Source organism: Pseudidiomarina taiwanensis (assembly GCF_003987435.1).
GTDB lineage: Bacteria > Pseudomonadota > Gammaproteobacteria > Enterobacterales > Alteromonadaceae > Pseudidiomarina > Pseudidiomarina taiwanensis.
The window spans coordinates 746068-772438 of record NZ_PIQG01000001.1 but is presented as its reverse complement, the minus strand read 5'-3'; the positions used below and the strand labels follow the sequence as shown (position 1 = coordinate 772438).

Below are 26371 nucleotides of genomic sequence, written 5' to 3'. Positions count from 1 at the left end.
GTCTCTCCGTTAAATAAAAATAAGCCGGATATCCGCGACCAAATACCCGACGTTTACCTTAAAATTTTTAGGTCGAATTTTAAGGGCGCGAAATATTAGCACTCGCGCCCTTAGATTTCAATCAATACTCGAACATTGCTGAGATGGATTCTTCATTACTGACGCGGCGTAACGCTTCAGAGAGCATCCCACTTAGAGTCAGCTGATGAACTTTATCGAGGGCCTTCATTTCGGCGCTGAGTGGAATACTATCGGTCACTACAAACAGGTCGATATTCGAATCTTTAATATTCTGGTACGCATTGCCCGAGAAGACTGGGTGTGTGGCGTAAGCAAATACCTTGCGGGCCCCGTTTTGCTTCAATGCTTCAGCAGCCTTACACAGGGTACCACCGGTATCAATCATGTCATCGACGATGATGCAGTCGCGGTCTTGCACATCACCAATGATATGCATGACTTGCGATTCGTTGGCACGTGGACGGCGTTTGTCGATGATCGCAAGGTCGATATCGTTGAGTAATTTGGCCAGCGCTCGGGCCCGAACCACACCACCGATATCTGGCGAGACCACCACAGGGTTGTGAAAATCTTGCTTGCGCAGGTGCTCCATCAACACTGGCGTACCGAACACGTTGTCCACGGGTACATCGAAGAAGCCCTGAATCTGTTCAGCGTGCAAGTCGACGGTAAGGACCCGGTCAACACCAACGCTAGAGAGGAAGTCGGCGACAACTTTCGCGGTAATTGGAACCCGTGCTGAGCGGACGCGACGATCTTGGCGGGCATAACCAAAGTATGGCATCACCGCAGTAATCCGGCCTGCAGAAGCCCGGCGTAGCGCATCGACCATCACGATAAGTTCCATTAAGTTATCGTTGGTTGGCGCACAGGTCGATTGGATAATAAAAACGTCAGAGCCGCGCACATTCTCATTGATCGAGACGCTGATTTCACCGTCACTGAAACGGCCAACATGGGCGTCACCAAGTTTGATGTAGAGTCGATCTGCGATCTTTTGGGCGAGTTCTGGCGTTGCATTACCAGCGAAAAGCTTCATGTCAGGCACACTAAACCTCAACTTTGTATCGTTCGGTTTGAAAGAGAAGCCTGGCGCAATTGCGCACAGACCGGGGATTCATTTAGCCCTTTGACAACATAACCGCGCCAGTTATTTGGCAATTTTTGCAGTATCCTGAGGGCTTTTTCGTGACTGGTGAAACGGCCAAAAAGACAGGAGCCGGTACCGGTCAGTCGTGCTGGTGCGTATTGTAGCAACCAGTCTAAGGCCTTGGCAACTTCGGGGTACAGTCGTCGTACCAATGCTTCACAGTTATTTTGAGTATTGCGCCAAGTCCAGTGGGGCCAATTGAGCGGCGTGGTTGCTCGAGGTAAGTCAGGGTGTTGAAAGATACTCTGAGTGCTCACAGCAACTGCCGGATGTATAACCAGATACCAGAGTTCTTCCGGTGCAGCTGGGGTTAGCTTTTCACCAATCCCCTGGGCAAAGGCGGCATGACCATGCAAAAAGATCGGGACGTCAGCGCCCAGTCGGGCGCCCAGATCCAGTAATTCTTGCGAGCTGATTGGAATTTGCCAAAGTTGTTTTAAAGCCAGCAAGGTGGTCGCGGCATCAGAAGAGCCACCACCCAAGCCACCGCCGTGCGGAATGTTTTTCTGCAAATCAATATGGATGCCGCGAAGGTGTTTTTGGACTCGAGGCAGCGGGTGATGCAGTGCATAGTCGCGAAGTAAATGAGCGGCGCGTAACACTAAATTATCTGCTTGATTTAATTCTGCATCCGAGCACTGCAGGGTAAGCTGCTGATCATCCCGCAAGCTAAACCTGAGTTCATCCGTTAAATCGATAAATTGGAACAGTGTCTCTAACTCATGATAGCCATCGGCACGGCGCCCGACGATATGCAAAAACAAGTTGAGTTTTGCTGGTGCGGATAAACTTAAAACAGGCTTGGTCATGAGCGGAGATCCCAATCGGTTACCCGTAATTTAATCCGCCAGGCCTGACTGGATAGCTCCAACTGTTGCGGCAAAAACACCCGTTCACCTTGCCATTCGTAGCGACGCAGCAAGCCGTCCCATTCAGCCCCATTGGCGCGCATGGTGTAGCGATGCAACAAGCCGTAGGTTTGCGCTTGATGACTACTGATCAGGTAGCTTTGCTCGCGCATGCCTGTTAGCCGGCGACCGAGAAGTAAGTCGTTAAATAAACTAAACGGCACGTTCACATTCAAATATTGAGCGAGCAGTGTGCTGGCATCGGCCGCTTGATAACTGTTGCCGTCTTCATCAATCAGTTCTGCGAAATTTGGGGTTTCGATGATGCGTGCGAGCGTGCCTTGTAAGGGGTGAGTGAAGCGCACTTCAAGTTGTTCTGGGCTACTTTGCCAATCGAGGTAAACTGCTTGGCGCTCATCTTCGACTAGATTAAACACGGCAATTTGGCCGCGCATTCGCCACTGGGTGAGACCACTGAGTAACTGCTGTTGTGATTCGATGGCGGCTAAGGTGTCCGCGTCGACGGTTATGCTGCCACCGTTGTTATCGATTGCTACGATCGATTCTGTCGAAGGACGCACGGCACACCCCACTAAAAACAGCGCAAGCCCCGCGATTACAATAGTTCTCATTCGGTTACCTTAGTTGCAATGACCGCCAAAAGGTCGCTTAGTGTCGCTTTTCATCCCCTAGGCTTTAACGTACAATTAGCGGCAATTTGCACGTGCGAAGGACACTTCACTTACGCTTTATTATGACCATTTTTGCCCTCGGTGTTAACCATAAAACCGCGTCGATTGCATTGCGCGAACAAGTTGCCTTCAGTCCAGAGCAGTTGCATCAGGCGCTGCCGGCTGTGCGTGAGGTAGCAGGCGTGGCCGAAGCGGTGATTGTTTCGACCTGTAACCGCACCGAGATTTATGGTTATGGTGACATTGCAGCAGAGCGTTTGCTGGTTTGGTTGGCTGAATTTCACGGGGTGGATCCGAGCCAACTGCAACAGCATTGTTACTTTTATCAAGCCCAAGAGGCCGTGAACCATCTCATGGCTGTCGCGAGCGGACTCGACTCGCTGGTCCTCGGTGAGCCGCAAATTCTCGGCCAGGTAAAACAGGCCTATCAGTTTGCCAAAAATCAAAGCAGTGTGGCCCGGGTCCTTGAGCGTTTGTTTCAGGCAACCTTTCGGGTCGCTAAAATCGTTCGTAGTGAAACTGGCGTGGGTGAAAATGCGGTTTCGGTGGCTTATGCCGGGGTGAATCTGGCGAAACAAATCTTTCCTGACCTCGCCACAGCGCAAGTGTTGTTGGTTGGAGCGGGGGATACCGCTGAGTTGGTTGCGCAACATCTTACCGAACAGGGCGTGCGCCAATTACGCGTGGCCAATCGGACTTTAGAGCGAGCAGCCACAGTCGCACGGAAATTTAATGGCGATGCGCATACACTTGGCGAGTTGCCTGATTTGTTGCCACAAGCAGATATTGTGATCAGCTCGACCGCCGCAACTTTGCCGATTATCGGTAAAGGTGGGGTTGAAAATGCTCTGAAACAACGGCGTTATCAGCCCATGCTGTTGATCGATCTCGCCGTACCGCGCGATATTGAAGCACAGGTTAACGACTTAAATGATGCCTATTTGTACACAGTTGATGATTTGCAGGGCATCATCAGTGAAAATATTAAAAACCGCGAAAGTGCTGCAGCAGAAGCACAACTGATCATTGCTAAACATAGCGAAGAATTTTGTGGCTGGCTGCAAGGGTTGGTCCATGTCGATTTGCTGCGTGATTTTCGGATTAGCCATGAGCAATACGCTGAACTTGAACTACAGCGGGCCTTGGCACAATTACAAGCTGGCAAAGCGGCCACTGAGGTGGTTGCTGAATTAAGCCAGCGGCTGACCAAGAAATTCCTGCATCAGCCTACTCGAGTATTGAGATCAGCGAGTACTCGCGGCGATCAGGCGGTACTTGAGATCTTCCAACAACTTTTAGTTTTCGATGAAAACAATTCTGAATAGGTTCTTACTGGTATGTTGAATCCATCTATTGTGCAAAAGCTCGAGAGCCTGCTCGATCGTTATGAAGAAGTGCAACACTTAATGAGTGACCCCGGGGTTATCTCAGATCAAGATCGATTCCGTAGTTTGGGGCGCGAGTATTCACAATTAGAAGAAGTTGTGAAGTGTTTTACGGCCTATCAAAAAGCGCAGCAGGATGAAGCAGGCGCGCAAGAAATGCTGAGCGAGGATGATGCGGAACTGCGCGAAATGGCGCAATTAGAGCTGGCTGAAGCGCAGCAACAATTGGCGGAGCTTGAGCAGCAACTGCAAGTGTTATTGTTACCCCGCGATCCGAATGATGACCATCCGTGCTACATCGAAATCCGGGCCGGCGCCGGTGGCGATGAAGCAGGTATCTTCGCGGGCGATTTATTCCGTATGTATAGTCGCTATGCCGAGCGCAATGGCTGGAAAGTCAGCATTGTCAGTGCCAACGAGGGTGAACATGGTGGCTATAAAGAAGTGATTGCGCATTTATCGGGTGATGGTGCCTATGGCCGGATGAAGTTCGAATCCGGTGGTCATCGGGTGCAGCGGGTTCCTGAAACTGAGTCGCAAGGCCGTGTGCATACTTCAGCTTGTACTGTCGCGATTCTGCCCGAAGTGCCTGAAGCGGAAGCGATTGAAATTAATCCTGCTGACCTCCGAGTCGACACCTTCCGTGCCTCAGGGGCAGGTGGACAGCACGTTAACCGGACTGATTCAGCGATTCGGATTACCCACATCCCAAGTGGATTTGTGGTGGAGTGTCAGGATGAGCGTTCGCAGCACAAGAACCGCGCCAAGGCGATGTCTGTGTTGCAAGCACGGTTACAGCAAGCAGAAGAAGAAAAGCGGCGGCAAGAGGAACAAAGTACCCGCCGCTCGCTAGTAGGCAGTGGTGACCGTTCAGAACGGATCCGCACTTATAACTACCCGCAGGGGCGCGTCAGTGATCATCGCATCAACTTAACCCTGTACCGGCTTGATGAAGTGTTAAATGGCGATCTTGATTTGATCCTCGATCCCATTTTACAAGAGCATCAAGCAGACCAATTGGCGGCCTTGGCCGAGCAACAGTGACCATTAGCCAACTGCTCGCAGCTGCAGTGATGCGGTTGACCGCTTCAGAGACTCCACGCCTTGACGCTGAAGTGTTGTTGGCTGAGGTCTTGCAGAAGCCGCGCAGTTATCTTTATACGTGGCCTGAGCGAGAGCTTAGCCAAGCGCAACAAGACCAGTTTGAGGTCCTATTACAGCGCCGTGAGCAAGGCCAACCGATAGCTTACATTTTAGGTCAACGAGAGTTCTGGTCGCTAGCTTTGCGTTGTAATGAGAGCACACTTATTCCGCGCCCAGAGACTGAACGGCTAGTGGAAATAGCGCTTGAGTTAGCGCTACCAGAGCGCGCGCGCGTACTCGACCTTGGCACTGGCACTGGAGCCATTGCACTGGCGCTTAAAAGTGAGCGACCTGATTGGCATATCTGCGCAGTGGATAAGCAGCAAGCGGCGATTGCGCTGGCACAAGCGAATGCCGATAACTTGCAGTTAGAGGTCGACTTTAAAGTCAGCGATTGGTTTCAAAATGTCGGCACCGAGCTGTTTGACCTGATTGTCTCAAATCCTCCTTATATCGCCGCTGATGATCCTCATTTGCAGCAAGGCGATGTCCGCTTTGAACCCCATTCTGCATTAATCGCACCCGATCAGGGGCTCGCTGATATCAAGCAGATTAGTACGAACGCGCTGGCTTACCTTAAACCGACCGGCTGGTTGCTGTTTGAACACGGTTATGAGCAGGCCGCAGTGGTGCAGCAGGTGCTTCGTCAGCATGCTTATCAAGAGATTCAAACTTGGACTGATTATGCTAATCTAGAGCGCATAACTGGGGCACGGAAGGGGTAGCGTATGAGCTCAGAGCATGATTCTGATTTTTTGTTCGCAGATGAACAGGATGCTGAGTTAAAGCCCGCCAAAGCTTCGCAGCCGGGCTGGAAAATTCTAATTGTTGACGATGAGCCTGAAGTGCACGCAGTCACGCGTCTGGCGCTGATGGAAATGGTGTTCGAAGGGCGCGGTATTGAATTTATCTCGGCGCACTCACGGGCTGAAGCGGAAGCGGCAATTGATGCCAATCCCGATGTGGCGATTGTCTTACTCGATGTGGTGATGGAGACCGATGATGCAGGTTTGCAGGTGGTGAATTATATCCGTCAGCACGCGCATAATCGCTTCACCCGCATTGTCTTGCGAACCGGTCAGCCAGGGCATGCCCCAGAGCGAGCGGTGGTCTTAAATTACGATATCAATGATTATAAATCGAAGACGGAACTGACCGCGCAAAAATTATTCACCTGCGTGATGTCGGCGCTTCGTTCGTACCGCGATATTATTGAAGTCGATCAGGCTCGGCAGCGTGCTGAAGCTGAAGTCGCAGAGCTTAAACAACAATTACAACAACTCAAACAAGGATAATCTCTGATGCCATATGAAGCTTATAAACATCTGCATGTCACTCTCGTTGGCTTAAGTGTGATATTATTTGTGATTCGATTTGCTTGGCATGCTATTGGCTCAAGCTGGGCACAAAAGAAGTGGGTTAAAGTTGTCCCCCATATTATCGACACTTTGTTATTGCTGAGTATCGTAGGGCTATTAGTTCAACTTGGCCAATGGCCATGGACTACAGCTTGGTTGGCAAACAAGACAGTCGGGCTACTTGGTTATATTGGATTTGGTATCGTGGCGATGAAAGCAACCACAACGCAAGGTCGTGCCATCGGCTTTGCCGGTGCCATGCTTTTCATTCTGGCACTGTTGCACGTCGCCTACAGTAAACAGGCACTTATTGGGTAATCTATGCGGTTTTCATATCTCGAACATGTTGAACGAGAAATTCTCCCGACCATCGAAATTTTGTGGGAAATCAGTCGTACCTTTCATGGCGACAGTGATGCCTATGTGGGGGAGTATTATCAACTGATTCGGGAGCTTGCTGAACACCATCGTGGGCAAACCGAGCATGAAAAACTTACCGCAATTTGTCGCGCCTTTTACCGTGAACTCGGCTTCAGCGAGGCTCCGGAAAGCCATTTGAGCGCAAAGCGTATTTTACTCGATCGAGTGATAAGCTATCGCACTGGTTTGCCGATTGCGATGGCGGTATTGCTGCAAGAAGCCTTGGCCTATGCAGGGCTGCAAGCCGAGTTAGTCGACTTTCCAGGTTATCCATTATTGCGTTGTGATGACGATCAGCGCAGCTATTTTATTGATCCCTGTAACGGTCGCTTGCTCGAGAACGAACAAGTGCGCGAGCGCTTTTCTGAACTGACCGATGACGGTCATGATTTTGCTTGGGAGCTGTTAGTTGGTGCCGAGCAGAAGACGATTTTGGTGCGCTATTTAACTGATTTAAAGCATGCTTTTATCCAAGACCGCGCTTTTGCCAATGCGTTAACGACGGTACATATGTTACTGACATTACTCCCCAACGACCCGTATGAGATTCGTGATCGCGGTTATGTGTTGGAGGAGCTTGATTGTCCTCAGGCTGCGGTTGATGATTATCAATACTTTGTCGAGCAGTGCCCGGATGATCCAAGTGCCCAGTTATTGCGCTTGCAACTGGAAACTTGGGCCGCGCCACAACCGATTTTGCATTAAATAAGCACAGTATAATAACGATAAGGAGCAACTGTGGAGACGCCACTAATTACCAACGAGGGGATCGTGCTTGGCATCCTTGCACTTATCCTCGGTGCCATTTTTTATACCCAACAGAGTGAAAAGCCGTTTTGGCAGAAATTTTATACTTTTGTCCCGGCCTTATTACTGTGTTACTTCATTCCATCGTTATTAAACACCTTTGATATTGTGCACGGCGAAAGCTCAGGCCTAGCTAAGGTGGTGAAAACCTACTTGCTGCCAGCATGTTTGGTGTTATTGACCCTGAGTCTTGATCTCAAGGCTATCGGCAAATTGGGCTGGCGCATTGTGCTCTTATTCTTTGTCGGGACGCTGGGAATTTTAATTGGTGGCCCGATTGCACTGTTAGCTGTTTCGGCTATTTTCCCTGAAATGCTTGGCGTGGACGGTCCTGATGCCGTATGGCGTGGCATGACCACCATTGCTGGCAGCTGGATTGGTGGCGGCGCTAACCAACTGGCGATGAAAGAAACCTACGAAGTAGGCAATGATATTTTCTCAGCCATGGTCACGGTCGATATCATCATCGCTAACATTTGGATGGCGGTGTTGTTGTTTATGGCGGGTAACAGCCGCAAGATTGATGCGCGCATCGGCGCGGATGTCAGTGCTATCGATGACATCCGTAAGCGGGTTGAAGATTACGAAGCCATGCACCGCCGCGAGCCGAAAGTTGCTGATTATATTTTAATTTTAGCGGTCGCGTTTGGGGCGGCGGCAGCCGGTCATCTAGCGGCTGATATTTTGGCGCCATACATTGGTGCGAATTATCCTGCGTTAAAAGAAATGAGTCTCGACTCGAAGTTTTTATGGGTGATTTTGGTGGCGACTGCGATTGGGATCGCGCTGTCGTTTACGCCTGCGCGCAAATTAGAGGGCGCTGGTGCGTCGAAGATTGGTTCGGTGTTCATTTATTTCTTGGTCGCAAGCATCGGTTTATCGATGGATATCACAGCGATTGCTGAGGTCCCTAAATACTTCCTAATTGGGGCGATTTGGATGGCAATTCATGCGGGTTTGATTCTGTTGGTTGCTCGTCTTATCAAAGCGCCGACTTTCTATATGGCGGTGAGCAGTCAGGCCAACGTCGGCGGTGCCGCATCGGCCCCGGTTGTTGCCTCCGCATTTCATCCGTCATTGGCATCGGTAGGAGTTCTTTTAGCCGTGCTCGGTTACGCGGTGGGAACTTATGTGGCTTATTTTTGTGGTCAGGTCCTGCGGGCCTTGGCTGTAGCTTAATCGCGAGGTGCGAATGAATACCCAAGTGATTGATATCAATGGTGTAAAGGTCGGTAACCAACTGCCATTCGTGTTATTTGGTGGGATGAATGTGCTGGAATCGCGAGATTTAGCCCTGCGCATTGCTGAGCACTATGTCGAAGTCACCAACAAACTCGGGATCCCATATGTGTTCAAGGCTTCATTTGATAAGGCGAACCGCTCTTCAATGCATTCGTATCGTGGCCCAGGGCTCGATGCTGGCTTAGAAATCTTTGCCGAAATTAAAGCGCAGTTTCAAATTCCTGTAATTACCGATGTGCATGAGCCAGAGCAAGCTGCAGCGGTTGCTGAAGTCGCTGATGTGATTCAATTGCCAGCATTTCTTGCGCGGCAAACGGATCTTGTGGTGGCGATGGCGAAAACTGGTGCAGTGATTAATGTGAAGAAGCCTCAATTTCTTGCGCCACATGAAATGCGCCATATCATTAATAAATTTGCCGAAGCGGGCAACGAGCAAATTATCTTGTGCGAGCGCGGTAGCTGCTTTGGCTACAACAATTTGGTTGTGGATATGCTTGGCATGGACGAAATGCGCAATATGGCCCCGGTCATTTTTGATGCGACCCACGCGCTCCAGCGCCCAGGTGGACGTGCTGATTCTGCTGATGGTCGGCGTGCACAAGCGGCAGTATTAGCGCGCTCAGGTATGGCCTTGGGGCTGGCTGGACTGTTTATTGAAGCGCATCCAAATCCAGATCAAGCCAAATGCGATGGCCCATGTGCCTTGCCACTGAGCAAACTCGAGCCTTACCTTGCCCAAATGCAAGCCGTTGATCAATTGGTGAAAGCTTTCCCTGCACTTGATACGGCTCATGATTAATCGGGCTTGCACCACCTTCTTTCATACTATAGATTAAAACGCATGTTTAAAATTTAGTACGAGAGAAGGTGTGCCGATTATGGCAAAGCGTATCAGCACCAAAGATAAAATCTTAAACGCAGCTGAGCTGTTGTTTGCCGAGCATGGTTATGAGCAAACTTCGCTGCGCCAAATTACCACTGCTGCCGATGTCAACTTGGCTTCAGTGAACTACCATTTTGGTTCTAAAAAATCCCTTATCCAAGCGGTGATGGCACGTTATCTTGAGGTGTTTATGCCGGCGCTGGCAAATCAGCTCAGTGCCGTGCAGGTGCGTCCACAACTTAGTACGCGCGAGGTGTTCGATTGTTTTCGTGAGCCGCTCCGCAGTCTCAGCCAAGTCCGTCGCGGTGGGCCAACTATTTTTATGAGTCTACTGGGCTTTGCTTATGCTGAAATTCAGGGGCATTTGCGCCGCTACATTCTTGAGCATTATGGCGATATTGTGCAGTTACTGATGGCGGTATTGCATCAAGCAAACCCTAAACTGAGCCCGGTTGATATGTTCTGGCGGTTGCATTTTGTGTTAGGTGCGACCGTGTTTACCCAAGTATCGGGGCCGGCGCTTCGAGAAATTGCAGCAGCTGATTTTGGCGAGCATCTAGCGGCCGATGAGGTGGTTGACCGATTGATCCCATTCCTCGCTGGGGGAGTGGATGCGGCCCCATTATAGGGCCGCATTTGAGTTAAACTCCGATTGGCTTGTAGCGGGTGCGATGTGGTTCCATCGCTTGCTCGCCAAACGTTTTCTTCATGTACTCTTCGTAATCGCTGTAGTTTCCTTCGTAGAAGTTTACTTGCCCCTCATCACGATAATCGAGAATGTGCGTGGCAACGCGGTCGAGGAACCAGCGGTCGTGCGAGATCACCATGGCCGAACCGGGGAATTCCAGTAACGCTTCTTCGAGAGCTCGCAGCGTCTCAACATCGAGGTCGTTGGTCGGCTCATCGAGCAATAACAAGTTACCGCCAGCTTTCAACAGCTTAGCTAGGTGAACTCGGTTGCGCTCACCCCCAGACAACTCTCCAATACGTTTTTGCTGGTCATTGCCACGGAAGTTGAAACGGCCCACGTAAGCGCGGCTGTTCACTTCAAAATTACCGATTTTGAGAATGTCTTGACCATCGGAAATTTCTTGCCAGACGGTGTTGCTATCGACCATATCATCGCGGAACTGATCAACACTTGCGAGCTGGACAGTTTCACCAAGCTCAACGCTACCAGAATCCGGTTGCTCCTTGCCGGTGATCATCCGGAATAGGGTTGATTTACCGGCACCATTTGGACCGATAATGCCGACAATCGCACCTTTAGGTAGGGTGAAACTTAAATCGTTGATCAGGGTGCGGCCATCATAGGCTTTCGACAAGTGATTCACTTCGAGCACCTTGTCCCCTAAGCGTGGCCCCGGTGGAATGAATAACTCATTGGTTTCATTACGCTTTTGATAGTCGTTGTTTTGCAGCTCTTCGAATCGGGCCATCCGCGCTTTACTCTTGGCTTGGCGCCCCTTCGGATTGCTTCGAACCCACTCAAGCTCTTGTTTGATGCTGCGCTGACGGGCTTTTTCAGAGCGCTCTTCTTGCTCTAAGCGCTTTTCTTTTTGCTCCAACCAAGAGGAGTAGTTACCTTCCCATGGAATACCGTAGCCACGGTCAAGTTCAAGAATCCAGCCAGCTACATTGTCGAGGAAGTAACGGTCGTGGGTAATCGCGACCACAGTGCCGTCATAATCGTGTAAGAAGCGTTCCAGCCAAGCGACTGATTCAGCATCTAAGTGGTTGGTTGGCTCATCAAGGAGCAACATATCTGGCTTGCTAAGTAACAGGCGACAAATGGCGACCCGGCGACGCTCTCCCCCTGAGAGTACCTTAATCGGCGTATCCCAAGGTGGTAAGCGCAGGGCATCGGCTGCCCGCTCGAGGATATTCTCTAAGTTGTGACCATCTTTGGCTTGAATAATGGCTTCAAGTTCGCCTTGTTTTTTCGCAAGGGCATCAAAGTCAGCATTTTCATCCGCATAAGCTGCGTAGACTTGGTCTAATTCTGCTAACGCATCTTTAACTTCGCTAACGGCTTCTTCGACCACTTCGCGAACGGTTTTACCCTCGTCGAGCTGAGGTTCCTGAGGTAGGTAGCCGATTTCAATCCCCGCGAGTGGGCGGGCTTCACCGTCAATTTCCTTGTCGACCCCAGCCATAATCCGCAAAAGGGTAGATTTACCGGCACCATTTAAGCCCAGCACGCCGATTTTAGCGCCGGGAAAAAACGATAGCGAAATATCTTTTAGAATGGTTTTTTTCGGTGGCACGACCTTACTTACGCGTGACATCGAATAGATATATTGAGCCATGTTTTTGGTTGCTCCTGAAAGCTTGGGTGATCTTGGCAGTTATTTTAACCCTTAAGTTGGCGCTAACCCAAGTATATTGGTAAACTAGCGCACATAAATTATGCCTAAACCCCCCTCGAAATAGTTAGGAGCCCTGATGTTAAAGCGTGATATGAACATTGCCGATTACGATGCTGAATTGTGGCAAGCGATGACCGATGAGGTGACGCGTCAAGAAGAGCACATCGAATTGATCGCGTCTGAGAACTATACCAGTCCACGCGTGCTTGAAGCACAGGGCTCGCAGTTGACCAATAAATACGCAGAGGGCTACCCACATAAGCGTTACTACGGTGGTTGTGAGTTTGTTGATAAGGTTGAAGACTTGGCGATTGAACGGGCCAAGCAACTATTCGGCGCAAAATATGCCAACGTGCAGCCACATGCTGGTTCGCAAGCCAATTCAGCCGTATTTTTGGCCCTCCTTAAAGCCGGTGATACCGTGCTTGGGATGAGCTTGGCGGACGGTGGTCATTTGACCCATGGTTCGGGGGTAAACTTCTCAGGGAAGCTTTACAACGCGGTACAATATGGGCTTGACGAGCGCACAGGTGAAATCAATTACGCTGAAGTTGCAGAATTAGCGCGTGCTCATAAACCGAAACTTATTGTCGCTGGTTTCTCTGCTTATTCAGGCGTCGTCGACTGGTCAAAATTCCGCGAAATTGCCGATGAAGTTGGCGCGTATTTACTGGTCGATATGGCGCACGTTGCCGGTTTGGTTGCCGCAGGTTTGTATCCGAACCCAGTGCCATATGCTGATGTGGTCACCACCACAACGCACAAAACGTTGGCAGGCCCGCGTTCAGGCTTGATTTTATCGGGTCGTGATGATGAAGAATTGCACAAGAAGCTCAACAGTGGCGTCTTCCCAGGCAGCCAAGGTGGGCCGTTGTGTCATGTAATTGCCGCCAAAGCAGTGGCCTTCAAAGAGGCCATGGAACCAAGCTTTAAGGCGTATCAGCAGCAAGTACTCGATAATGCCAATGCCATGGTTAAAGTGATGCAAGAGCGTGGCTACTCGATTGTTTCGGGTGGTACTCAAAATCACTTGTTCTTAGTTGATTTAATCGACAAAGACATTACCGGTAAAGACGCAGACGCAGCACTTGGACGTGCTTATATCACAGTCAACAAGAATTCGGTTCCAAATGATCCGCGCTCACCGTTTGTGACTTCGGGCCTGCGCTTAGGAACACCGGCAATTACTCGCCGTGGCTTTAAAGTTGCGGAAGCAGAGCAGGTGGCGAACTGGATCTGTGATGTGCTGGATAACATGGGCGACGAAAGCGTCGTCGAGCGTGTGCGTGAGCAAGTGAAAGCCTTGTGCGCGCAATTCCCAGTGTACGGTTAAGCTGGATTTGATTGGAATCGGATAGGAGAGGCCCATGCATTGTCCCTTTTGTGGAATGCAAGACACCAAAGTCATCGACTCACGGCTCGTGGCTGAGGGGGCCTCTGTGCGCCGGCGGCGCGAATGTACCGATTGCAAAGAGCGTTTTACTACCTTTGAAACCGCTGAACTGATTATGCCGCGGGTGATTAAGACCGATGGCACCCGCGAGCCTTTCAACGAAGATAAACTGCGCAGTGGTTTGCACCGTGCCCTCGAAAAACGTCCGGTGAGTATCGAAGCAACTGAACAGGCGATCAACAACGTCAAATCAAGTTTGCGGGCAACCGGCGAACGCGAGGTGACCTCGCAAGAAATCGGCGCGCTAGTGATGGAAAACCTAAAAGCGCTCGACAAAGTCGCTTACATTCGTTTTGCATCCGTGTATCGCGCCTTTGATGATATTCGTGAATTCGGCGAAGAAATTGCCCGACTTAATGACTGACAAACTCTACATGGAGCGTGCTCTAGCGCTCGCCGCACAAGCTCAATATAGCGCCGCACCCAATCCTATGGTGGGCTGTGTGATTGTGCGCGACCAGCAAATTGTTGGTGAAGGTTGGCATCGACGCGCAGGTGAGGCACACGCTGAAGTGCACGCATTACAGCAGGCTGGGGCTGCAGCGAAAGGTGCGACGGTTTATGTGACCCTTGAACCCTGTAGCCATTTCGGCCGTACTCCCCCTTGTGCAAATGCCCTGATTGAAGCTGAAGTTGCGGAAGTCGTGGTGGCTATGGTGGATCCGAATCCGCAGGTTGCCGGGCGTGGCTTAGCAGCGCTCGAGGCCGCTGGTATCAAAACCAAGGTTGGGGTTTGTGAAGCGCAAGCACGCTGGCTTATTCGTGGCTTTGTCAGCCGCATGACCCGCAGTCGGCCGTGGCTACAAGTTAAGATGGCAAGTAGTTTGGACGGCAACATCGCGCTCGCAAATGGCGAGAGTCAGTGGCTTACCGGGCCGGATGCCCGCGCTGACGTGCACCGTTTTCGGGCACGCAGCAGTGCGGTCCTTAGTACGGCAAAAACCGTATTATGCGACCAAGCCAAGCTTACCGCACGCGCTCCAGAAACTGTGCAGCAACCGTTGCGAGTGGTGTTGGATAGAAGCTTACAACTCACTCCTGAGGCGGCGCTCTTTGCGCAAACTGGTCCTATTTTGTTAGTTCATGACCAGGCCCTGCAGCCAAACGCTGAGGTGGTATGGCCACAACATGTTGAACATTTTGGTGTTGCTGCAGATGGGCAAGGATTGGATTTGGAAGCACTCTGGCAGGAGCTGGCCCGTCGCGAAATTAATATTGTTTGGACTGAATGTGGTGCAACCCTCGCTGGACGTCTGATCGAACAAGGTTGGGCGGATGAATTGATCGTTTATCTGGCGCCACAGGTATTGGGTCATCAAGCACAATCCATGCTGCAGTTGCCGAATTATAGTGAATTACAGCAAACCCCAAAGTTTAAGTTTACAGAGACTCGTTTAATCGGAGCTGACCTCCGTCTAATCGCAATTCCCGATAACGGGAGAGGAGACCTAGAATCGTGACTACGCTCAATAGCGCGGCTGAGATTATCGAAGATATTCGTCAGGGTAAAATGGTGATTCTGATGGATGATGAAGATCGTGAAAATGAGGGCGATCTCATCATGGCAGCCGAATGCATCACTCCTGAGGCCATCAACTTTATGGCCCGTTTTGGCCGTGGTTTGATTTGTCTAACCTTGACCGAAGAGCGCTGTAAGCAGTTACGCTTGCCTTTGATGGTTGACCAAAATCATTCCCCATTCGCGACCAATTTTACGGTTTCGATCGAGGCGGCAGAAGGGGTCACCACGGGGATCTCTGCGGCTGACCGCGCCCGTACCGTGCAAGCTGCAGTCGCGCGTGACGCAAAGCCGACGGATTTAGTTATGCCGGGCCATATTTTCCCGTTAAAGGCCAAAGCAGGTGGGGTTTTGAACCGTGCCGGGCATACTGAAGCAGGGTGTGACTTGGCGCGCTTAGCAGGATTCGAGCCCGCGGCTGTTATCGTCGAAATCCTCAACGAAGATGGCACCATGGCGCGGCGTCCTGATCTTGAGGTATTTGCCCAGCAGCATGGACTGAAGATGGGCACCATTGCTGACTTAATCGAATATCGCGCACTGACTGAAAAAACCATTGCCCGCAAAGGCCGTTGTAAACTGCCCACTGCGTATGGTGAGTTTGATCTCATCACGTTCCAAGACACCATTGATGCTCAAGTGCATTATGCTCTGGTGAAAGGCGAAATCGGCGCAGATAGCGTGACCAATGTGCGTGTTCATCTGCAAGATCAATTTCACGACTTGTTTGCGACGGAACGGGCGGCGACACGGAGTTGGCCATTGCCTCACGCGATGCAATATATCGCCGAAAATGAGGGGGTATTAGTGGTGATCGGGCGGCAGCAACAACCGCAAGATATCATTGATATGGTGACGGGATTTGCCCAAGAAGATCGGGGCGAACGTAAACCGACCAATAAAGCCTCGAACGCCTCCCGTAATGTCGGCATTGGCTCGCAAATTTTAGCGGATTTAGGCGTGCATAAAATGAACTTGATGAGTTCGCCGAAACGCTATTCAGCCCTCTCCGGCTTTGGTCTTGAAGTGGTTGATTTTATTGAGGATCAGCGGGAGCTGTAAGGCTCTGGTAAAATTGCTCGAGTAGTAACTGATGGTGCGGTGCGGCAAGCCCGCACCGTTCGCTCTGGGCCACCACAAAACCTGTCAAATAATCCATTTCTGTCGGTCTGCCGCTTAACACATCAACCAGTGTTGAGGAGCGATTGCTGGCGGTCTGCGCGATAATATATTGGGTTTTCTTAAGTAAGTTCTCGAGTTCGAGGGTGACCCCGAACTGCCTCGCTAACAGCACGATTTCCGCGGCTAATTGTTGTTGCCGCTGCTCTAGGTTCAGCTCAGCGAGTCGACCATTGCGGCAGCGGTAGATCACCGTAAAGGGGTTAATCAAGCAGTTGATGGCGAGTTTTTCCCAACGTAATTGGCGAATATTATCGACCCAATGCACCGGCGCTAAGGTGCGCTCGAGAGTTGCGAGCAATTCCGCTTGCTGGCCTTCGCTGTCGTGAGCTCGGGCTGCAGAGGGGAGCGCCCAACCAAGATTGTTCAGACCACTGCCGTGGTAGCTGAGACGATCAAAATCATCTGCGCGGATGCGCTCAGCTGCGGTGGTACAGACTAAATGGGCGGTGACATCCGGCAGCAACTGCTGTTCATCAAGCAACATCCCGTTATAGCTCAAAATAAGTGGGACTGTGCTGACCTCCCAAGTGCGCCACTCGGCGATAAAGTCGCTGACCTGATAGGCTTTGATTGCCGCAAAAATGGTACTGACGGGCTCGCCACGCCAAGTCTCTGGCTGAAAGCTTGGCAGCCATTGTTGCTGACGATTGCAATACGCCAATGGACGCGCGGCTTGCCCGCGGGTTTTGACATAGTACGGCAAACCTTGGCTGGCCATCTCGGCAGTGATGAGGCCGCTCAAGGCACCTTCACCCACGATTAACCAGCTCATAGATCAGGCTCCGTGCTGGCTTGTTGGTAGTTCTGTTCAAGCTGAGTAAGGCGCTTACGGAGCAGCAACAAGATGACCAAACTTGGCAGCACCATCACCGCGGTAAGAATAAAGAACAGACTCCAATCACCGTTGAGCCAATCCACGACATAGCCGCTGTAGGAGGACAACATGGTGCGGGCGAGGTTACCCAAGGAGGCGAGCAGGGCGTACTGAGTTGCGGTAAAGGTTCGACTACAAAGCAACGAAATAAAGGCAACAAAAGCAACCGTTGACCAAGCTCCGGTGAAGCCATCAATCAGGACCGCGCTGAGCAACAACTGCGTATCCGGGCCGACTTGCGCGATCCAAGCGAACATCAGGTTACTGCTGGCCATTGCGATACCACCAATAAGTAGCCCGCGAACAATACCTAAGCGCAGGTTAACGTAGCTACCGAGCACCGCAAAGATGATGGTTACCCACCAGGTCACAAACTTTGAGTAAACCGCAATGTCTTGGTTGCTAAAGCCGATTTCTTTATAGAAAACGATCGACATTCGACCTAAAAAAGCTTCACCGATTTTAAAGGTGAAAATAAATATCAGCAGCGCCAAGGCAAAACCGACGCCACTGCGTTGAAAAAATTCCGCGATCGGTTGCACCACACTTTGATAAAGCGTGCGGATAAAACTTTCTTGGCTTGTCAGTGGTGCGACTTCACTAAAGCGGGTCGATTCTTTGACTCTGAGCAGCCACAGTAACTGCAGTACGAACAAGCCGGTCATTAAGCTGTATGCTTGTGACCAAGTCCAGCCCATGTCGCCACCGACGAGGTAAAACGGAATCACTCCTAAACCACTATAACCGGTCCACCAACCCGCGGTCGCCATAGCGGCTCCAGCCGATTGTAGGCGTGCTTCATGAGCTGCAAACGACTCAATCCGAAAGGCATCGATAGCGATATCTTGGGTCGCCGAGAAAAAACCAATGAATACTGCGCAGAGGGCGATAAGCCACAGTTCAGAGGCCGGTGTGAGCTGACTCAAGACCAGCGTGCAAAGGAGTAGACCGAGGGTACAGATCGCCATCCAGCCGCGCCGCATGCCAAGTCCTTTGGCAAATGGCCAAGGTTTGACCCGATCGATCACAGGCGACCATAAGGCGTTAATTGAATAGGAGGCAAAGACTAAGCCGAATAGGCCAATACTGGCGCGATCAACGCCCGTTTCTTGCAGCCAAGCCGAGAGCATGGAGCCAATCACCACCCATGGAAAACCACTGATCACACCAAAGGTAAAGATGACCCAAACGCGCGGCTCGCGATAGACGCTTAAATCGTCCAGCCAGTGTTTACTCATGGTTGCGGTAAAATCTCAATTTTCTCAAGCACTGGCGGCTCTAAGGGCACATCTTCCCAGCCGGTGGGTTGATGAAATGGCGCTGTGCTCAGGCTTGCCATTTCTTCTAACACTGCTTCGCCCGATACGACCCAGCCAAACACGGTATACCCCCAGCGACTGCCCGGATCTAAGCTTTCGTTATCGTTCATATTAAAGAAAAACTGGCGGGTTGCAGAATGTGGGTCGTTTTCGCGGGCCATTGCGATCGTGCCGTAAACGTTTTTAAGGCCATTGCCAGATTCATTCGGGATGGGGCCAAAATCATCGCGCGGACTGAATTGCGCGTCATAGCCTCCGCCCTGGACCACAAACCCCGGAACGATGCGATGGAAAATGGTGCCATTGTAACTACCGGCTTGAACATATTGGAGAAAGTTATCGACCGTCAACGGCGCGCGCAAGCGGTTTAGCTCAACTACTATCTCGCCTTGCGTCGTGACTAATTTTACTTTTGGAAAGGGATTGTCCGGTTGCACTTTGGCGTGGGTCGAGAACGAGAGCAAACTCAACACAGCGATCGCACCCATGCAAAAATAACGCGTCAAACCCATTGCAAACCTCCAGTAATCAATTATTTGGTTGCGCAGTAAATCGTGAATTTAGGGTGGGCTCCAAGCTGCGCAACAGAGCGAAATAAACCTTTTAAAGGTCGATAATACGGCAGATGGCGATTAGCTACCACCACCAAAACACCACCGCGCTCTAGAACTCGATGCGCATCGCGGAACATTTGCAGGGCAATATGCTCAGTCACCGCATGTTCTTGGTGAAAGGGTGGATTACACAAAATTAAATCGGCAGTTTGGCTAGCTTGGTGCTGTAAGCAATCATCAAGCTGAGTCTGGTATTGTGCTGAGTTGCCCAGGTTTGCCTCGATATTAAGCTGACATGATGCGAGCGCTAATTTTGATTGGTCAACCCAAGTTACCTCTGAAGCAGGCGAGAGCTTGGCGTACGCAAGCCCAAGCACACCATTACCACAGCCTAAATCGATCACATGCCGAGCGCCGGGCGCGGGTAAATGATCGAGCAGAAAGCGAGCACCAATGTCGAGCTGTTGGCGCGCAAATACCCCTGGGTAATGTTGTAACTGCAGCTGCGTAACCGGACATTGCCATGCTTCGATAAAATTGGCCGCGGTCGAGTCGCGGCGTAACTTGGCCATCAGCACTCGATGTTTACGCTGAATCAAAGAATACTCGGGCTCTGTGAGATAACGCTCTACTCGTGAGCGCATATTCGGCGTAAAAAGCGCACTCTTACCGGTGATCATAATTGGTGTGCCAACGGGCAAACGTTGACTCAGTTGCAGTAACTGATAGTCCAGCAAGCTCTGGCTTTTCGGAACTTTAAGCAGAACCTGTTCAGCCGTTACCGGGTTGAGCTCGGTTGGATCGAGGACTTGCACGGGTGTCGCTATCTGATTGTGCTCGAGGTTAGCGGTTACGGCGCAATCGCTAACATAGGAGTCGTTGAGGCTATACACTGTTTGTTTGAGAGCGCACAGTGGCAGACTGAGCGCACCGCATTGGTCATTGACCACCACCCAAGAGCGGGGTGATTTACCGGTTATTATCGGCGCCAAGCGCTCAAGTAATAACAGATCCCCCGCATCCCAAGCTTGTAGGGTTTCGTTGCGCCGTTTGGGGTAACGATATAATTGCCAGTTACCGAGTGCGGTAGAAAATTCTGTATTCGGCATTGGTCGGACGTTTTAGCTGCGAATAATCGTGCTATGATACCGAAAAAGACGAGATGACTATAGGTTTTAGCACGTGAAAATATACGCTGAGATTACCGGCTGGGGTAAATGCTTACCGCCAGCCATTATGACAAATGATGATTTAGCCACATTCCTCGACACCTCTGATGAATGGATTAAGACGCGAACTGGAATCGAAGAACGTCGCGTGAGTCATGTTGGGACGTCGCATTTAGCGACAGTTGCTGCGCGCAACGCGCTAGCCGCAGCTGATTTAGACCCGAACGAGTTAGATTTGATTCTAGTCGGTACCTGTACCGCTGATGAGATTATTCCTAACGTTGCATCGGCGGTGCAGCGTGACCTTGGGGCTAAATATGCTGCAGCGTTTGATTTAAATGCAGCCTGTAGCAGTTTCTTGTATGGCATGCACTATGCGACCCAAGCCATTCGCACGGGTGCGCACAAAAAAGTACTGATTATTGGTGCTGAGCGCTTAACTCGCATTTTAGATTGGACCAAGCGCGAAAGTGCGGTGTTATTTGGTGATGGTGCAGGTGCTATGGTACTTGAGGCCAGCACTGAAGAGTGTGGTTTGCTGGCATCGCATGTGACCTGTGATGCCGAAGCGCGCGATGTGCTCTCGCTCGATTTTGGGATGAGTTTCGACCGCTTCGGTTTCGACGGGATTATGCCATTTAACTTTGTCGGCCAAGAGATCTTTAAACGAGCCGTTAAAGGGATGAACATGGCCGTCGAAAAGGTATTTGCTGAAACGGGCTTGACCACGGCTGATATCGACTCACTGATTCCACACCAAGCCAATAAACGTCTGATCGATTACTTGGCCAAAATGTGTCAGGTTCCGGCAGAGAAAACCGTGATTAATATTCAGAAATACGGCAACACCTCATCAGCAACCCTGCCGATTGCATTTGCTGAAGCGGTTGAACAGGGGATTGTCAAACCTCACGATACCATTGTTTCGGCAGTGTTCGGTGGCGGACTCACTTGTGGCGCTGGGATCATTAAATGGGGTTCTCGCGTCACTCCGAAACGACCGAACAATATGCAGCTTGAAAGCAATGGCCAAAGTGCCCTTGATTTGATTTTGCCACTTCATCAAAACACCAAAGCTGCTTGGCAAAAACGTGAGCAAAGTGGTGAATAATAAGGTGCAAAAAGCAGTGCAAGAAGTCGAACATCTGACCCTATCCAGACGTGGCACGACAGTTTGGCTGCAGTTAACTCGAAGTGATAAGAAAAATGCGTTGACTGCGGCCATGTACCGCGCCCTCACGCAAGCCTTGAAAGAGGCTGATGCTGACCCGAGCGTTACGGCTGTGGTGCTCACCGGAAGTGGCGACAGTTTCACTGCGGGTAATGATCTGCAGGATTTCTTGCAGATGGATAGCTTGGATGAGAATGCGCCACCGTTTGAGTTTTTACTCACCTTAAACGAGTTATCAGTGCCTTTGATTGCCGCCGTAAATGGCTTGGCTATCGGCATTGGCACCACAGTACTGCTCCATTGTGACTTTGTTTATGCCAGTTCTGACGCCAAGTTTGCGATGCCATTTGTCCATTTGGGCTTGGTTCCCGAGGCCGCAGCGAGTTTATTGCTCCCGCAGCAATGCGGTTATCTCAAAGCGGCAGAATTGTTGCTACTTGGGGATAGCTTTAACGCCGAGCAAGCACTCGAAATGCGGCTCGTAAACGAAGTGCTTGCTGCCGATCAACTGCAGGCTCGTGTCGAGCAGCTCACTGAACAACTTGCGCAGCGTCCAGCAGCGGCTGTGCGGGCCAGTAAAGCCTTGCTTAAAGCTCCTGGAGAAACTACCGCAGCGCGGATTCGCCGTGAAGTGGAAGTGTTTGCTAAAGCGCTTCGTTCTGACACTGCGCGGGCGGCGATTGCTGCACGTTTGCAAAAATAATCGGTGAAATGTTCGCCAGTCGCGTCCGCTATGGTTGTCTTTGCGACGCCAGTCGTGGATAATGCGCGGCGTTATGGCGGCCTTATTGGTCCCCTCGCAACACGAACTGGCGAACCCGGTCAGGCCCGGAAGGGAGCAGCCGTAGTCAGGGATGTGGGTGCCGAGGTGTTGGCTGGTGAGGCCGCCACCCATTCTCTCTGCCGCTATACAAACTCAAGCAATCTCGTTACCATCTAGTCCACTTATTTGCTTAGTAAAGAAGACTCAGATGCCTAAAAATCAAGAGCCAGTTTATTACGGTGACTACCTAAAGCTTGATCGTCTGCTTGATGCCCAACATCCCCACAGTCCGAAATATGGCGATGAAGCGCATGAAGAGATGCTCTTTATTATCGTGCACCAAGTTTACGAACTCTGGTTCAAGCAAGTCCTTCATGAACTGCGTTCAATCTATCGCTTATTTCAACAGCCGAGTCTGGGCGATAGTGATTTATACACAGTTAGCCATCGTTTACGACGGGTCTTGACCATCCAAGATTTGATGAATGACCAGGTTGCGGTGCTCGAGACGATGACGCCACAGGAATTCTTAGCCTTTCGTGATTACTTAGTACCGGCTTCTGGGTTTCAAAGTATTCAGTTTAAAGAGCTGGAAATCATGCTGGGACTGACTCGTGCGCGGCGCATTGCTTTCGACCAGCAGTCGTTCTACAACCGTTTGCATGATGACGACCGAAATTATCTTGAGCAACTGGAGCAACAGCCGAGTTTGTTCGACTGTGTCGATGCGTGGTTGGCGCGGATGCCATTTTTGGAGTTTGGCGAATTTAAGTTCTGGCAGCATTATCAGGCAGCGGTCAATGCCGCGCTTGACCGTGATGAGCAGATTATCCGTGATAATAGTGTGGATGCAGAGCAGCTGGCGCAGGAGTTGCAGGGCTTGCAAGCGAACCGGGATAATTTCTCCGCAATTTTCGACGCTGAGCGTTATGCTGAGTTACAACAGCAAGGAGCGGTAAGATTATCACAGCGCGCCATGTTGAGTGCATTGTTTATTACTCAGTATCGCGAAGAGCCTGTATTCCAGTTGGCATTTCAGACCATTACAGCGCTGGCTGAAATGGATGAGAAACTGACTATTTGGCGATACAAGCATGCGATGATGGTACAGCGGATGTTAGGGACTAAAATCGGTACCGGAGGTTCATCAGGGCACGATTATTTGCGCCGCACGACCGAGCAAAACCGAGTGTTTAAAGATTTCTTTGCCATGGCCACCTATCTCTTGCCAAAAGCGGCCTTACCGCAACTGCCTGATTCGGTCAAACGGGCGCTCGGTTTTCAGCGCGATTGATGATGTCGTAGCGCTTGCTCGAAGGCACTGAGTTGGCGGGCGAGTTGTTCACTTAAGATCAGCTCGCGTTGCGGGCTATCGGCATCTTTTAACTGCGCTAAGTTGTGCTGCATTTCGAGCAGATAGTCGCGCGGATGGTTTACTTCGCGGTAAAACAGTTGCGGCCCAAACCAGTCTTGAAAATCTTCCTCAGCGAGTTGTAGGCGCTCAATTTGCTCTGCATAAGATTGCAGAATCTTCTCTATTCTATGCACAATTTCAGGTTCAATCATGGTCTCAATCGAGCCGCCAACGGTTGCTTGGATGGGCTTGAGTATGCCTAACATCTTTGCGCTTGGAAAGTAAAAGACAAGATATTGCAGGCTTTCTGTTAAGCGGATGTAAGGATTGTTCTGGGTCGCAAAATGAATAGATATTATCTAGCGTTTCGGTGCATATCTGCTGTTGACAGAGTCGGGCTGATCGTGGGAGTATTGAGGCATTATTACCGTACAAATTTTGTCGGTAATAGCTGCAAGTGTTGATTAAACTCTTTTCGTCATTCACATAACTGGGATATTGGCGGTGTTTTGCCGTTGATATGAAGTTAAGTCAAATTGGTTGGGAACTATGACCAAAGTAATCAATAAAAGCAAAGTCGCAGCTGCCGTACTCGGCATGTTCGCGGTTGCAGGTAGCGCTAGCGTTGCCGCTCAAGATGTTTCTTCGTTGCAAAACGAAGAAGCAAAAGTCCATGCAGCTGACGTTCGCTCACAACAGAAGATCGATTCGTTGTTCGAGCAAAGTCAGGAACTGCTGTATGAATATCGCGCTGTTGTAGACGAGTATGAAAACTTAAAAGTCTACAATGACCACGTTCAAGGTTTGGTCGACGACCAGAATGCCTCGCTCGCTTCATTGCAGCGTCAGATCGATCGCATCGATGAGACGAAGCAAGGCGTTGTGCCGTTGATGTACAAAATGATCGACTCACTCGAAGCATTCATCGAGTTAGACTTGCCGATCAACAAGCAAAGCCGTCTTGACCGTGTTGCTATGTTGCGTGACTTGATGGATCAATCAAACGTGTCTGAATCAGAGCGTTTCCGTCAGATCATCGAAACTTTCCAAGCGGAAATGGATTATGGTGCTGCGTTAAATGCCTACGAAGGCAAATTGACCTATCAAGGCGAAGAAATCTCTGTTGACTTCTTCCACCTCGGTCGCGCGGCGTTGTTGGCGCAATCACTCGACTTAAAGAATGGTTGGATCTACAACAAAGAGACCAACGAATGGGAAGCGTTAGATGACTCATATTTGAGCAACCTAACGAAAGCGATTCGTATGGCGCGTAAGCAAACCGCACCAGATCTCATTAAATTGCCAATCTTTGCAGCGGAGCGTGCAGAATGAAACAACTAGTGAAATCCGTACTGGTCGCAGCAGCGTTCACGCTTACAGCAGGCACGAGCTTCGCTGTTCAAGCACAACAAGAAGCAAAATCTCTTGATGAGCTCCTTGATATTGTTAAACAAAACCGCGCCGCATCTCAGCAAATCAATGCTGAGCGTGAAGCCGAGTTCCTTTCTGACCGCGCCGACAAACAAGCTTTGTTGAACCGTGCGAAGAAGCAACTTGCTGACGAAAAAGCACGTGGTGAGCGTTTACAGCGTGAATTCGCTGAAAACGAAATCAAATTAGCGAACAAAGAAACTGAACTCGACAACGCTAAAGGTACTTTAGGTGAGATGTTCGGGGTTGTTCGTGGTTCTGCATCTGACACTATCGGTCGTATTGCAACTTCAATCGTAAGTTCACAGTACCCAGGTCGTGAAGATGTATTGGAAAGCCTTGCTGCAGCGCAAGAACTTCCAACTATCGCAGAACTTGAAGAATTATGGTTCGCGTTGCTGACTGAAATGAAAGAGTCAAGCAAGGTCGTTACCTTCACTACTGATGTAACTTTGTTGGACGGTTCTACTGAAACTCGTGATGTCACGCGTATCGGTGTATTCAACTTGATTTCAAATGGTGAATACTTCAATTACAACGATACTGCTGAAGAAATCCAACCGCTTGGCCGTCAGCCTGAAGGCTTCGTACTTGCGACTGTTGAAGATTTCGAAAGCATCGATAGCGGCTACACCGGTTTATTTGTTGACCCGGCACGTGGCCAAATCTTGGGCTTAGCAACTCAGAAAGCGACCCTTGAAGAGCGCTATCACCAAGGTGGTACTGTTGGTTACGTCATCACAGTTGCACTTATCGTTGGTTTCTTAATTGCAATCTACAAGTTCGTTACTCTGGGTATTGAAGGCGCGAAGATCCGTTCACAGTTGAAAAACACTGCGAACCCTTCAGACAAAAACGCTCTGGGCCGTATCTTGAAGGTTTACAACGAGAACAAAGCTGCGGATGTTGAGAATCTTGAATTGAAACTCGACGAAGCAATCTTGCGTGAAACACCGAAAATTGACAGCGGTGTGAACATTATCAAGATTTTGGCGGCAATCGCGCCATTGCTTGGTCTCTTGGGTACTGTTGTGGGTATGATTGGTACCTTCCAATCAATCACTCTCTTTGGTACTGGTGATCCGAAAATCATGGCAGGCGACATCTCAATGGCGTTGGTTACCACCGCTCTTGGTCTAATCGCTGCATTGCCATTGATTCTTGTCCACGCTGTTGTGGCGGGTCGCGCGAAAAGCATCGTCCATATTCTGGACGAACAAGCTGCCGGCATTGTAGCTGCGCACGCGGAGAAGAAGGAGTAATC

Annotated in this window: 26 protein-coding genes, 1 other RNA gene and 1 pseudogene; 19 read left to right on the top strand and 9 right to left on the bottom strand. The window is 50.4% G+C overall.

The features are described from left to right. Window positions 1–121 precede the first annotated feature (121 nt). From CWI83_RS03760 to lolB, 3 genes are read right to left on the bottom strand one after another with little or no spacing between them, the layout of a single operon-like run. Entirely contained in the window at window positions 122–1069 is a 948-nt protein-coding gene (locus tag CWI83_RS03760; protein ID WP_126825866.1) for a ribose-phosphate pyrophosphokinase, read from the bottom strand. Between the two features lie 8 nt (window positions 1070–1077). Next, window positions 1078–1980, bottom strand: a complete 903-nt coding sequence (gene ispE, locus CWI83_RS03755; RefSeq protein ID WP_126825863.1) for a 4-(cytidine 5'-diphospho)-2-C-methyl-D-erythritol kinase — start codon at window positions 1978–1980, stop codon at window positions 1078–1080. Continuing rightward, on the bottom strand, window positions 1977–2651 hold the full coding sequence (gene lolB / locus CWI83_RS03750) for a lipoprotein insertase outer membrane protein LolB (protein WP_126825860.1): 675 nt from the start codon (window positions 2649–2651) through the stop codon (window positions 1977–1979). The genes ispE and lolB overlap by 4 nt, the downstream gene beginning before the upstream one ends. 122 nt (window positions 2652–2773) lie before the next feature. Here lolB and hemA point away from each other — a divergent pair, with 122 nt between their 5' ends. From hemA to psrA, 9 genes and pseudogenes are all read left to right on the top strand, one after another. Continuing rightward, a complete protein-coding gene (gene hemA, locus CWI83_RS03745) occupies window positions 2774–4036 on the top strand; it encodes a glutamyl-tRNA reductase (protein ID WP_126825857.1) in 1263 nt (420 codons plus the stop codon). Between the two features lie 12 nt (window positions 4037–4048). Next, window positions 4049–5140 carry a peptide chain release factor 1 gene (gene prfA, locus CWI83_RS03740; protein WP_420849380.1) on the top strand — a complete coding sequence of 364 codons (1092 nt, stop codon included), beginning with the start codon at window positions 4049–4051 and terminating at the stop codon, window positions 5138–5140. After that, complete coding sequence (prmC, locus tag CWI83_RS03735) at window positions 5137–5964, top strand: peptide chain release factor N(5)-glutamine methyltransferase (protein WP_157980357.1); 828 nt, start codon at window positions 5137–5139, stop codon at window positions 5962–5964. The genes prfA and prmC overlap by 4 nt, the downstream gene beginning before the upstream one ends. A gap of 3 nt (window positions 5965–5967) precedes the next feature. After that, window positions 5968–6483, top strand: a pseudogene (locus tag CWI83_RS03730) (response regulator); the annotation flags it as partial. Window positions 6484–6540: 57 nt separating this feature from the next. After that, on the top strand, window positions 6541–6915 hold the full coding sequence (locus CWI83_RS03725; RefSeq protein ID WP_126825851.1) for a SirB2 family protein: 375 nt from the start codon (window positions 6541–6543) through the stop codon (window positions 6913–6915). Window positions 6916–6918: 3 nt separating this feature from the next. Then, window positions 6919–7722, top strand: a complete 804-nt coding sequence (locus CWI83_RS03720) for a SirB1 family protein (RefSeq protein WP_126825848.1) — start codon at window positions 6919–6921, stop codon at window positions 7720–7722. 33 nt (window positions 7723–7755) lie between these two features. Then, on the top strand, window positions 7756–9003 hold the full coding sequence (locus tag CWI83_RS03715; protein WP_126825846.1) for a DUF819 family protein: 1248 nt from the start codon (window positions 7756–7758) through the stop codon (window positions 9001–9003). Window positions 9004–9016: 13 nt separating this feature from the next. Beyond that, entirely contained in the window at window positions 9017–9865 is an 849-nt protein-coding gene (gene kdsA / locus CWI83_RS03710; protein WP_126825843.1) for a 3-deoxy-8-phosphooctulonate synthase, read from the top strand. 79 nt (window positions 9866–9944) lie between these two features. Then, a complete protein-coding gene (gene psrA / locus CWI83_RS03705) occupies window positions 9945–10577 on the top strand; it encodes a TetR family transcriptional repressor PsrA (RefSeq protein ID WP_126825841.1) in 633 nt (210 codons plus the stop codon). Between the two features lie 13 nt (window positions 10578–10590). On the opposite strand, the gene ettA is transcribed toward psrA, so the two are convergent. Next, window positions 10591–12258 carry an energy-dependent translational throttle protein EttA gene (gene ettA, locus CWI83_RS03700; RefSeq protein WP_126825838.1) on the bottom strand — a complete coding sequence of 556 codons (1668 nt, stop codon included), beginning with the start codon at window positions 12256–12258 and terminating at the stop codon, window positions 10591–10593. A 136-nt stretch (window positions 12259–12394) separates the two neighbouring features. Between ettA and glyA the strand changes: the two genes are divergently transcribed. Genes glyA through ribBA form a run of 4 tightly spaced genes read left to right on the top strand, consistent with a single transcriptional unit; the run spans window position 12395 to window position 16352 of the window. Beyond that, the gene (gene glyA, locus CWI83_RS03695; protein WP_126825835.1) at window positions 12395–13651 is read left to right on the top strand and encodes a serine hydroxymethyltransferase; all 1257 of its coding nucleotides are present in this window, start codon (window positions 12395–12397) and stop codon (window positions 13649–13651) included. 34 nt (window positions 13652–13685) lie between these two features. Then, window positions 13686–14135 carry a transcriptional regulator NrdR gene (nrdR, locus tag CWI83_RS03690; RefSeq protein WP_126825832.1) on the top strand — a complete coding sequence of 150 codons (450 nt, stop codon included), beginning with the start codon at window positions 13686–13688 and terminating at the stop codon, window positions 14133–14135. Further along, a complete protein-coding gene (gene ribD, locus CWI83_RS03685) occupies window positions 14128–15231 on the top strand; it encodes a bifunctional diaminohydroxyphosphoribosylaminopyrimidine deaminase/5-amino-6-(5-phosphoribosylamino)uracil reductase RibD (protein WP_126825830.1) in 1104 nt (367 codons plus the stop codon). Before nrdR ends, ribD begins: the two co-directional genes overlap by 8 nt. A gap of 50 nt (window positions 15232–15281) precedes the next feature. Next, on the top strand, window positions 15282–16352 hold the full coding sequence (gene ribBA, locus CWI83_RS03680) for a bifunctional 3,4-dihydroxy-2-butanone-4-phosphate synthase/GTP cyclohydrolase II (protein ID WP_241969863.1): 1071 nt from the start codon (window positions 15282–15284) through the stop codon (window positions 16350–16352). On the opposite strand, the gene CWI83_RS03675 is transcribed toward ribBA, so the two are convergent. From CWI83_RS03675 to CWI83_RS03660, 4 genes are read right to left on the bottom strand one after another with little or no spacing between them, the layout of a single operon-like run. Then, a complete protein-coding gene (locus CWI83_RS03675; RefSeq protein ID WP_126825825.1) occupies window positions 16327–17244 on the bottom strand; it encodes a ketopantoate reductase family protein in 918 nt (305 codons plus the stop codon). The two genes, ribBA and CWI83_RS03675, sit on opposite strands and share 26 nt — an antisense overlap. After that, a complete protein-coding gene (locus tag CWI83_RS03670; RefSeq protein ID WP_126825822.1) occupies window positions 17241–18584 on the bottom strand; it encodes an AmpG family muropeptide MFS transporter in 1344 nt (447 codons plus the stop codon). The genes CWI83_RS03675 and CWI83_RS03670 overlap by 4 nt, the downstream gene beginning before the upstream one ends. Then, window positions 18581–19153, bottom strand: a complete 573-nt coding sequence (locus CWI83_RS03665) for a peptidylprolyl isomerase (protein WP_420849385.1) — start codon at window positions 19151–19153, stop codon at window positions 18581–18583. Before CWI83_RS03665 ends, CWI83_RS03670 begins: the two co-directional genes overlap by 4 nt. A 44-nt stretch (window positions 19154–19197) precedes the next feature. After that, window positions 19198–20328 carry a class I SAM-dependent methyltransferase gene (locus CWI83_RS03660; RefSeq protein ID WP_126825817.1) on the bottom strand — a complete coding sequence of 377 codons (1131 nt, stop codon included), beginning with the start codon at window positions 20326–20328 and terminating at the stop codon, window positions 19198–19200. 73 nt (window positions 20329–20401) lie between these two features. On the opposite strand from CWI83_RS03660, the gene CWI83_RS03655 reads away from it, so the two are divergent. The 4 genes from CWI83_RS03655 to CWI83_RS03640 all read left to right on the top strand — a co-directional run bounded on the left by CWI83_RS03655 (window position 20402) and on the right by CWI83_RS03640 (window position 23616). Further along, a complete protein-coding gene (locus CWI83_RS03655; protein WP_126825815.1) occupies window positions 20402–21499 on the top strand; it encodes a ketoacyl-ACP synthase III in 1098 nt (365 codons plus the stop codon). A gap of 4 nt (window positions 21500–21503) precedes the next feature. Further along, on the top strand, window positions 21504–22262 hold the full coding sequence (locus tag CWI83_RS03650) for an enoyl-CoA hydratase-related protein (protein WP_241969856.1): 759 nt from the start codon (window positions 21504–21506) through the stop codon (window positions 22260–22262). Window positions 22263–22345: 83 nt separating this feature from the next. Continuing rightward, an RNA gene (gene ffs / locus CWI83_RS03645) (signal recognition particle sRNA small type) lies at window positions 22346–22443 on the top strand. An 87-nt stretch (window positions 22444–22530) separates the two neighbouring features. Next, on the top strand, window positions 22531–23616 hold the full coding sequence (locus CWI83_RS03640) for a tryptophan 2,3-dioxygenase family protein (RefSeq protein ID WP_126825812.1): 1086 nt from the start codon (window positions 22531–22533) through the stop codon (window positions 23614–23616). Here the strand turns inward: CWI83_RS03640 and priC are convergent. Then, window positions 23604–23942, bottom strand: a complete 339-nt coding sequence (gene priC / locus CWI83_RS03635) for a primosomal replication protein PriC (protein WP_126825810.1) — start codon at window positions 23940–23942, stop codon at window positions 23604–23606. The genes CWI83_RS03640 and priC overlap by 13 nt on opposite strands. A gap of 283 nt (window positions 23943–24225) precedes the next feature. On the opposite strand from priC, the gene CWI83_RS03630 reads away from it, so the two are divergent. Continuing rightward, window positions 24226–25008, top strand: coding sequence for a DUF3450 domain-containing protein (locus CWI83_RS03630; RefSeq protein ID WP_126825807.1), 783 nt, complete (start codon window positions 24226–24228; stop codon window positions 25006–25008). Beyond that, window positions 25005–26369 (top strand): MotA/TolQ/ExbB proton channel family protein, encoded by a 1365-nt coding sequence (locus CWI83_RS03625; RefSeq protein WP_126825805.1) that lies wholly within the window; start codon window positions 25005–25007, stop codon window positions 26367–26369. The genes CWI83_RS03630 and CWI83_RS03625 overlap by 4 nt, the downstream gene beginning before the upstream one ends. The last annotated feature ends 2 nt before the right edge of the window (window positions 26370–26371 follow it).

What these genes read in the sequence shown, in the direction of transcription:
- ispE (WP_126825863.1), bottom strand. Translation starts at nt 1,980, where the DNA reads ATGACCAAGCCTGTTTTAAGTTTATCCGCACCAGCAAAACTCAACTTG.
- lolB (WP_126825860.1), bottom strand. Translation starts at nt 2,651, where the DNA reads ATGAGAACTATTGTAATCGCGGGGCTTGCGCTGTTTTTAGTGGGGTGT.
- hemA (WP_126825857.1), top strand. Translation starts at nt 2,774, where the DNA reads ATGACCATTTTTGCCCTCGGTGTTAACCATAAAACCGCGTCGATTGCA.
- prfA (WP_420849380.1), top strand. Translation starts at nt 4,049, where the DNA reads ATGTTGAATCCATCTATTGTGCAAAAGCTCGAGAGCCTGCTCGATCGT.
- CWI83_RS03725 (WP_126825851.1), top strand. Translation starts at nt 6,541, where the DNA reads ATGCCATATGAAGCTTATAAACATCTGCATGTCACTCTCGTTGGCTTA.
- CWI83_RS03720 (WP_126825848.1), top strand. Translation starts at nt 6,919, where the DNA reads ATGCGGTTTTCATATCTCGAACATGTTGAACGAGAAATTCTCCCGACC.
- kdsA (WP_126825843.1), top strand. Translation starts at nt 9,017, where the DNA reads ATGAATACCCAAGTGATTGATATCAATGGTGTAAAGGTCGGTAACCAA.
- psrA (WP_126825841.1), top strand. Translation starts at nt 9,945, where the DNA reads ATGGCAAAGCGTATCAGCACCAAAGATAAAATCTTAAACGCAGCTGAG.
- ettA (WP_126825838.1), bottom strand. Translation starts at nt 12,258, where the DNA reads ATGGCTCAATATATCTATTCGATGTCACGCGTAAGTAAGGTCGTGCCA.
- glyA (WP_126825835.1), top strand. Translation starts at nt 12,395, where the DNA reads ATGTTAAAGCGTGATATGAACATTGCCGATTACGATGCTGAATTGTGG.
- nrdR (WP_126825832.1), top strand. Translation starts at nt 13,686, where the DNA reads ATGCATTGTCCCTTTTGTGGAATGCAAGACACCAAAGTCATCGACTCA.
- ribD (WP_126825830.1), top strand. Translation starts at nt 14,128, where the DNA reads ATGACTGACAAACTCTACATGGAGCGTGCTCTAGCGCTCGCCGCACAA.
- ribBA (WP_241969863.1), top strand. Translation starts at nt 15,282, where the DNA reads ATGGTGATTCTGATGGATGATGAAGATCGTGAAAATGAGGGCGATCTC.
- CWI83_RS03675 (WP_126825825.1), bottom strand. Translation starts at nt 17,244, where the DNA reads ATGAGCTGGTTAATCGTGGGTGAAGGTGCCTTGAGCGGCCTCATCACT.
- CWI83_RS03670 (WP_126825822.1), bottom strand. Translation starts at nt 18,584, where the DNA reads ATGAGTAAACACTGGCTGGACGATTTAAGCGTCTATCGCGAGCCGCGC.
- CWI83_RS03665 (WP_420849385.1), bottom strand. Translation starts at nt 19,153, where the DNA reads ATGGGTGCGATCGCTGTGTTGAGTTTGCTCTCGTTCTCGACCCACGCC.
- CWI83_RS03660 (WP_126825817.1), bottom strand. Translation starts at nt 20,328, where the DNA reads ATGCCGAATACAGAATTTTCTACCGCACTCGGTAACTGGCAATTATAT.
- CWI83_RS03640 (WP_126825812.1), top strand. Translation starts at nt 22,531, where the DNA reads ATGCCTAAAAATCAAGAGCCAGTTTATTACGGTGACTACCTAAAGCTT.
- priC (WP_126825810.1), bottom strand. Translation starts at nt 23,942, where the DNA reads ATGTTAGGCATACTCAAGCCCATCCAAGCAACCGTTGGCGGCTCGATT.
- CWI83_RS03630 (WP_126825807.1), top strand. Translation starts at nt 24,226, where the DNA reads ATGACCAAAGTAATCAATAAAAGCAAAGTCGCAGCTGCCGTACTCGGC.
- CWI83_RS03625 (WP_126825805.1), top strand. Translation starts at nt 25,005, where the DNA reads ATGAAACAACTAGTGAAATCCGTACTGGTCGCAGCAGCGTTCACGCTT.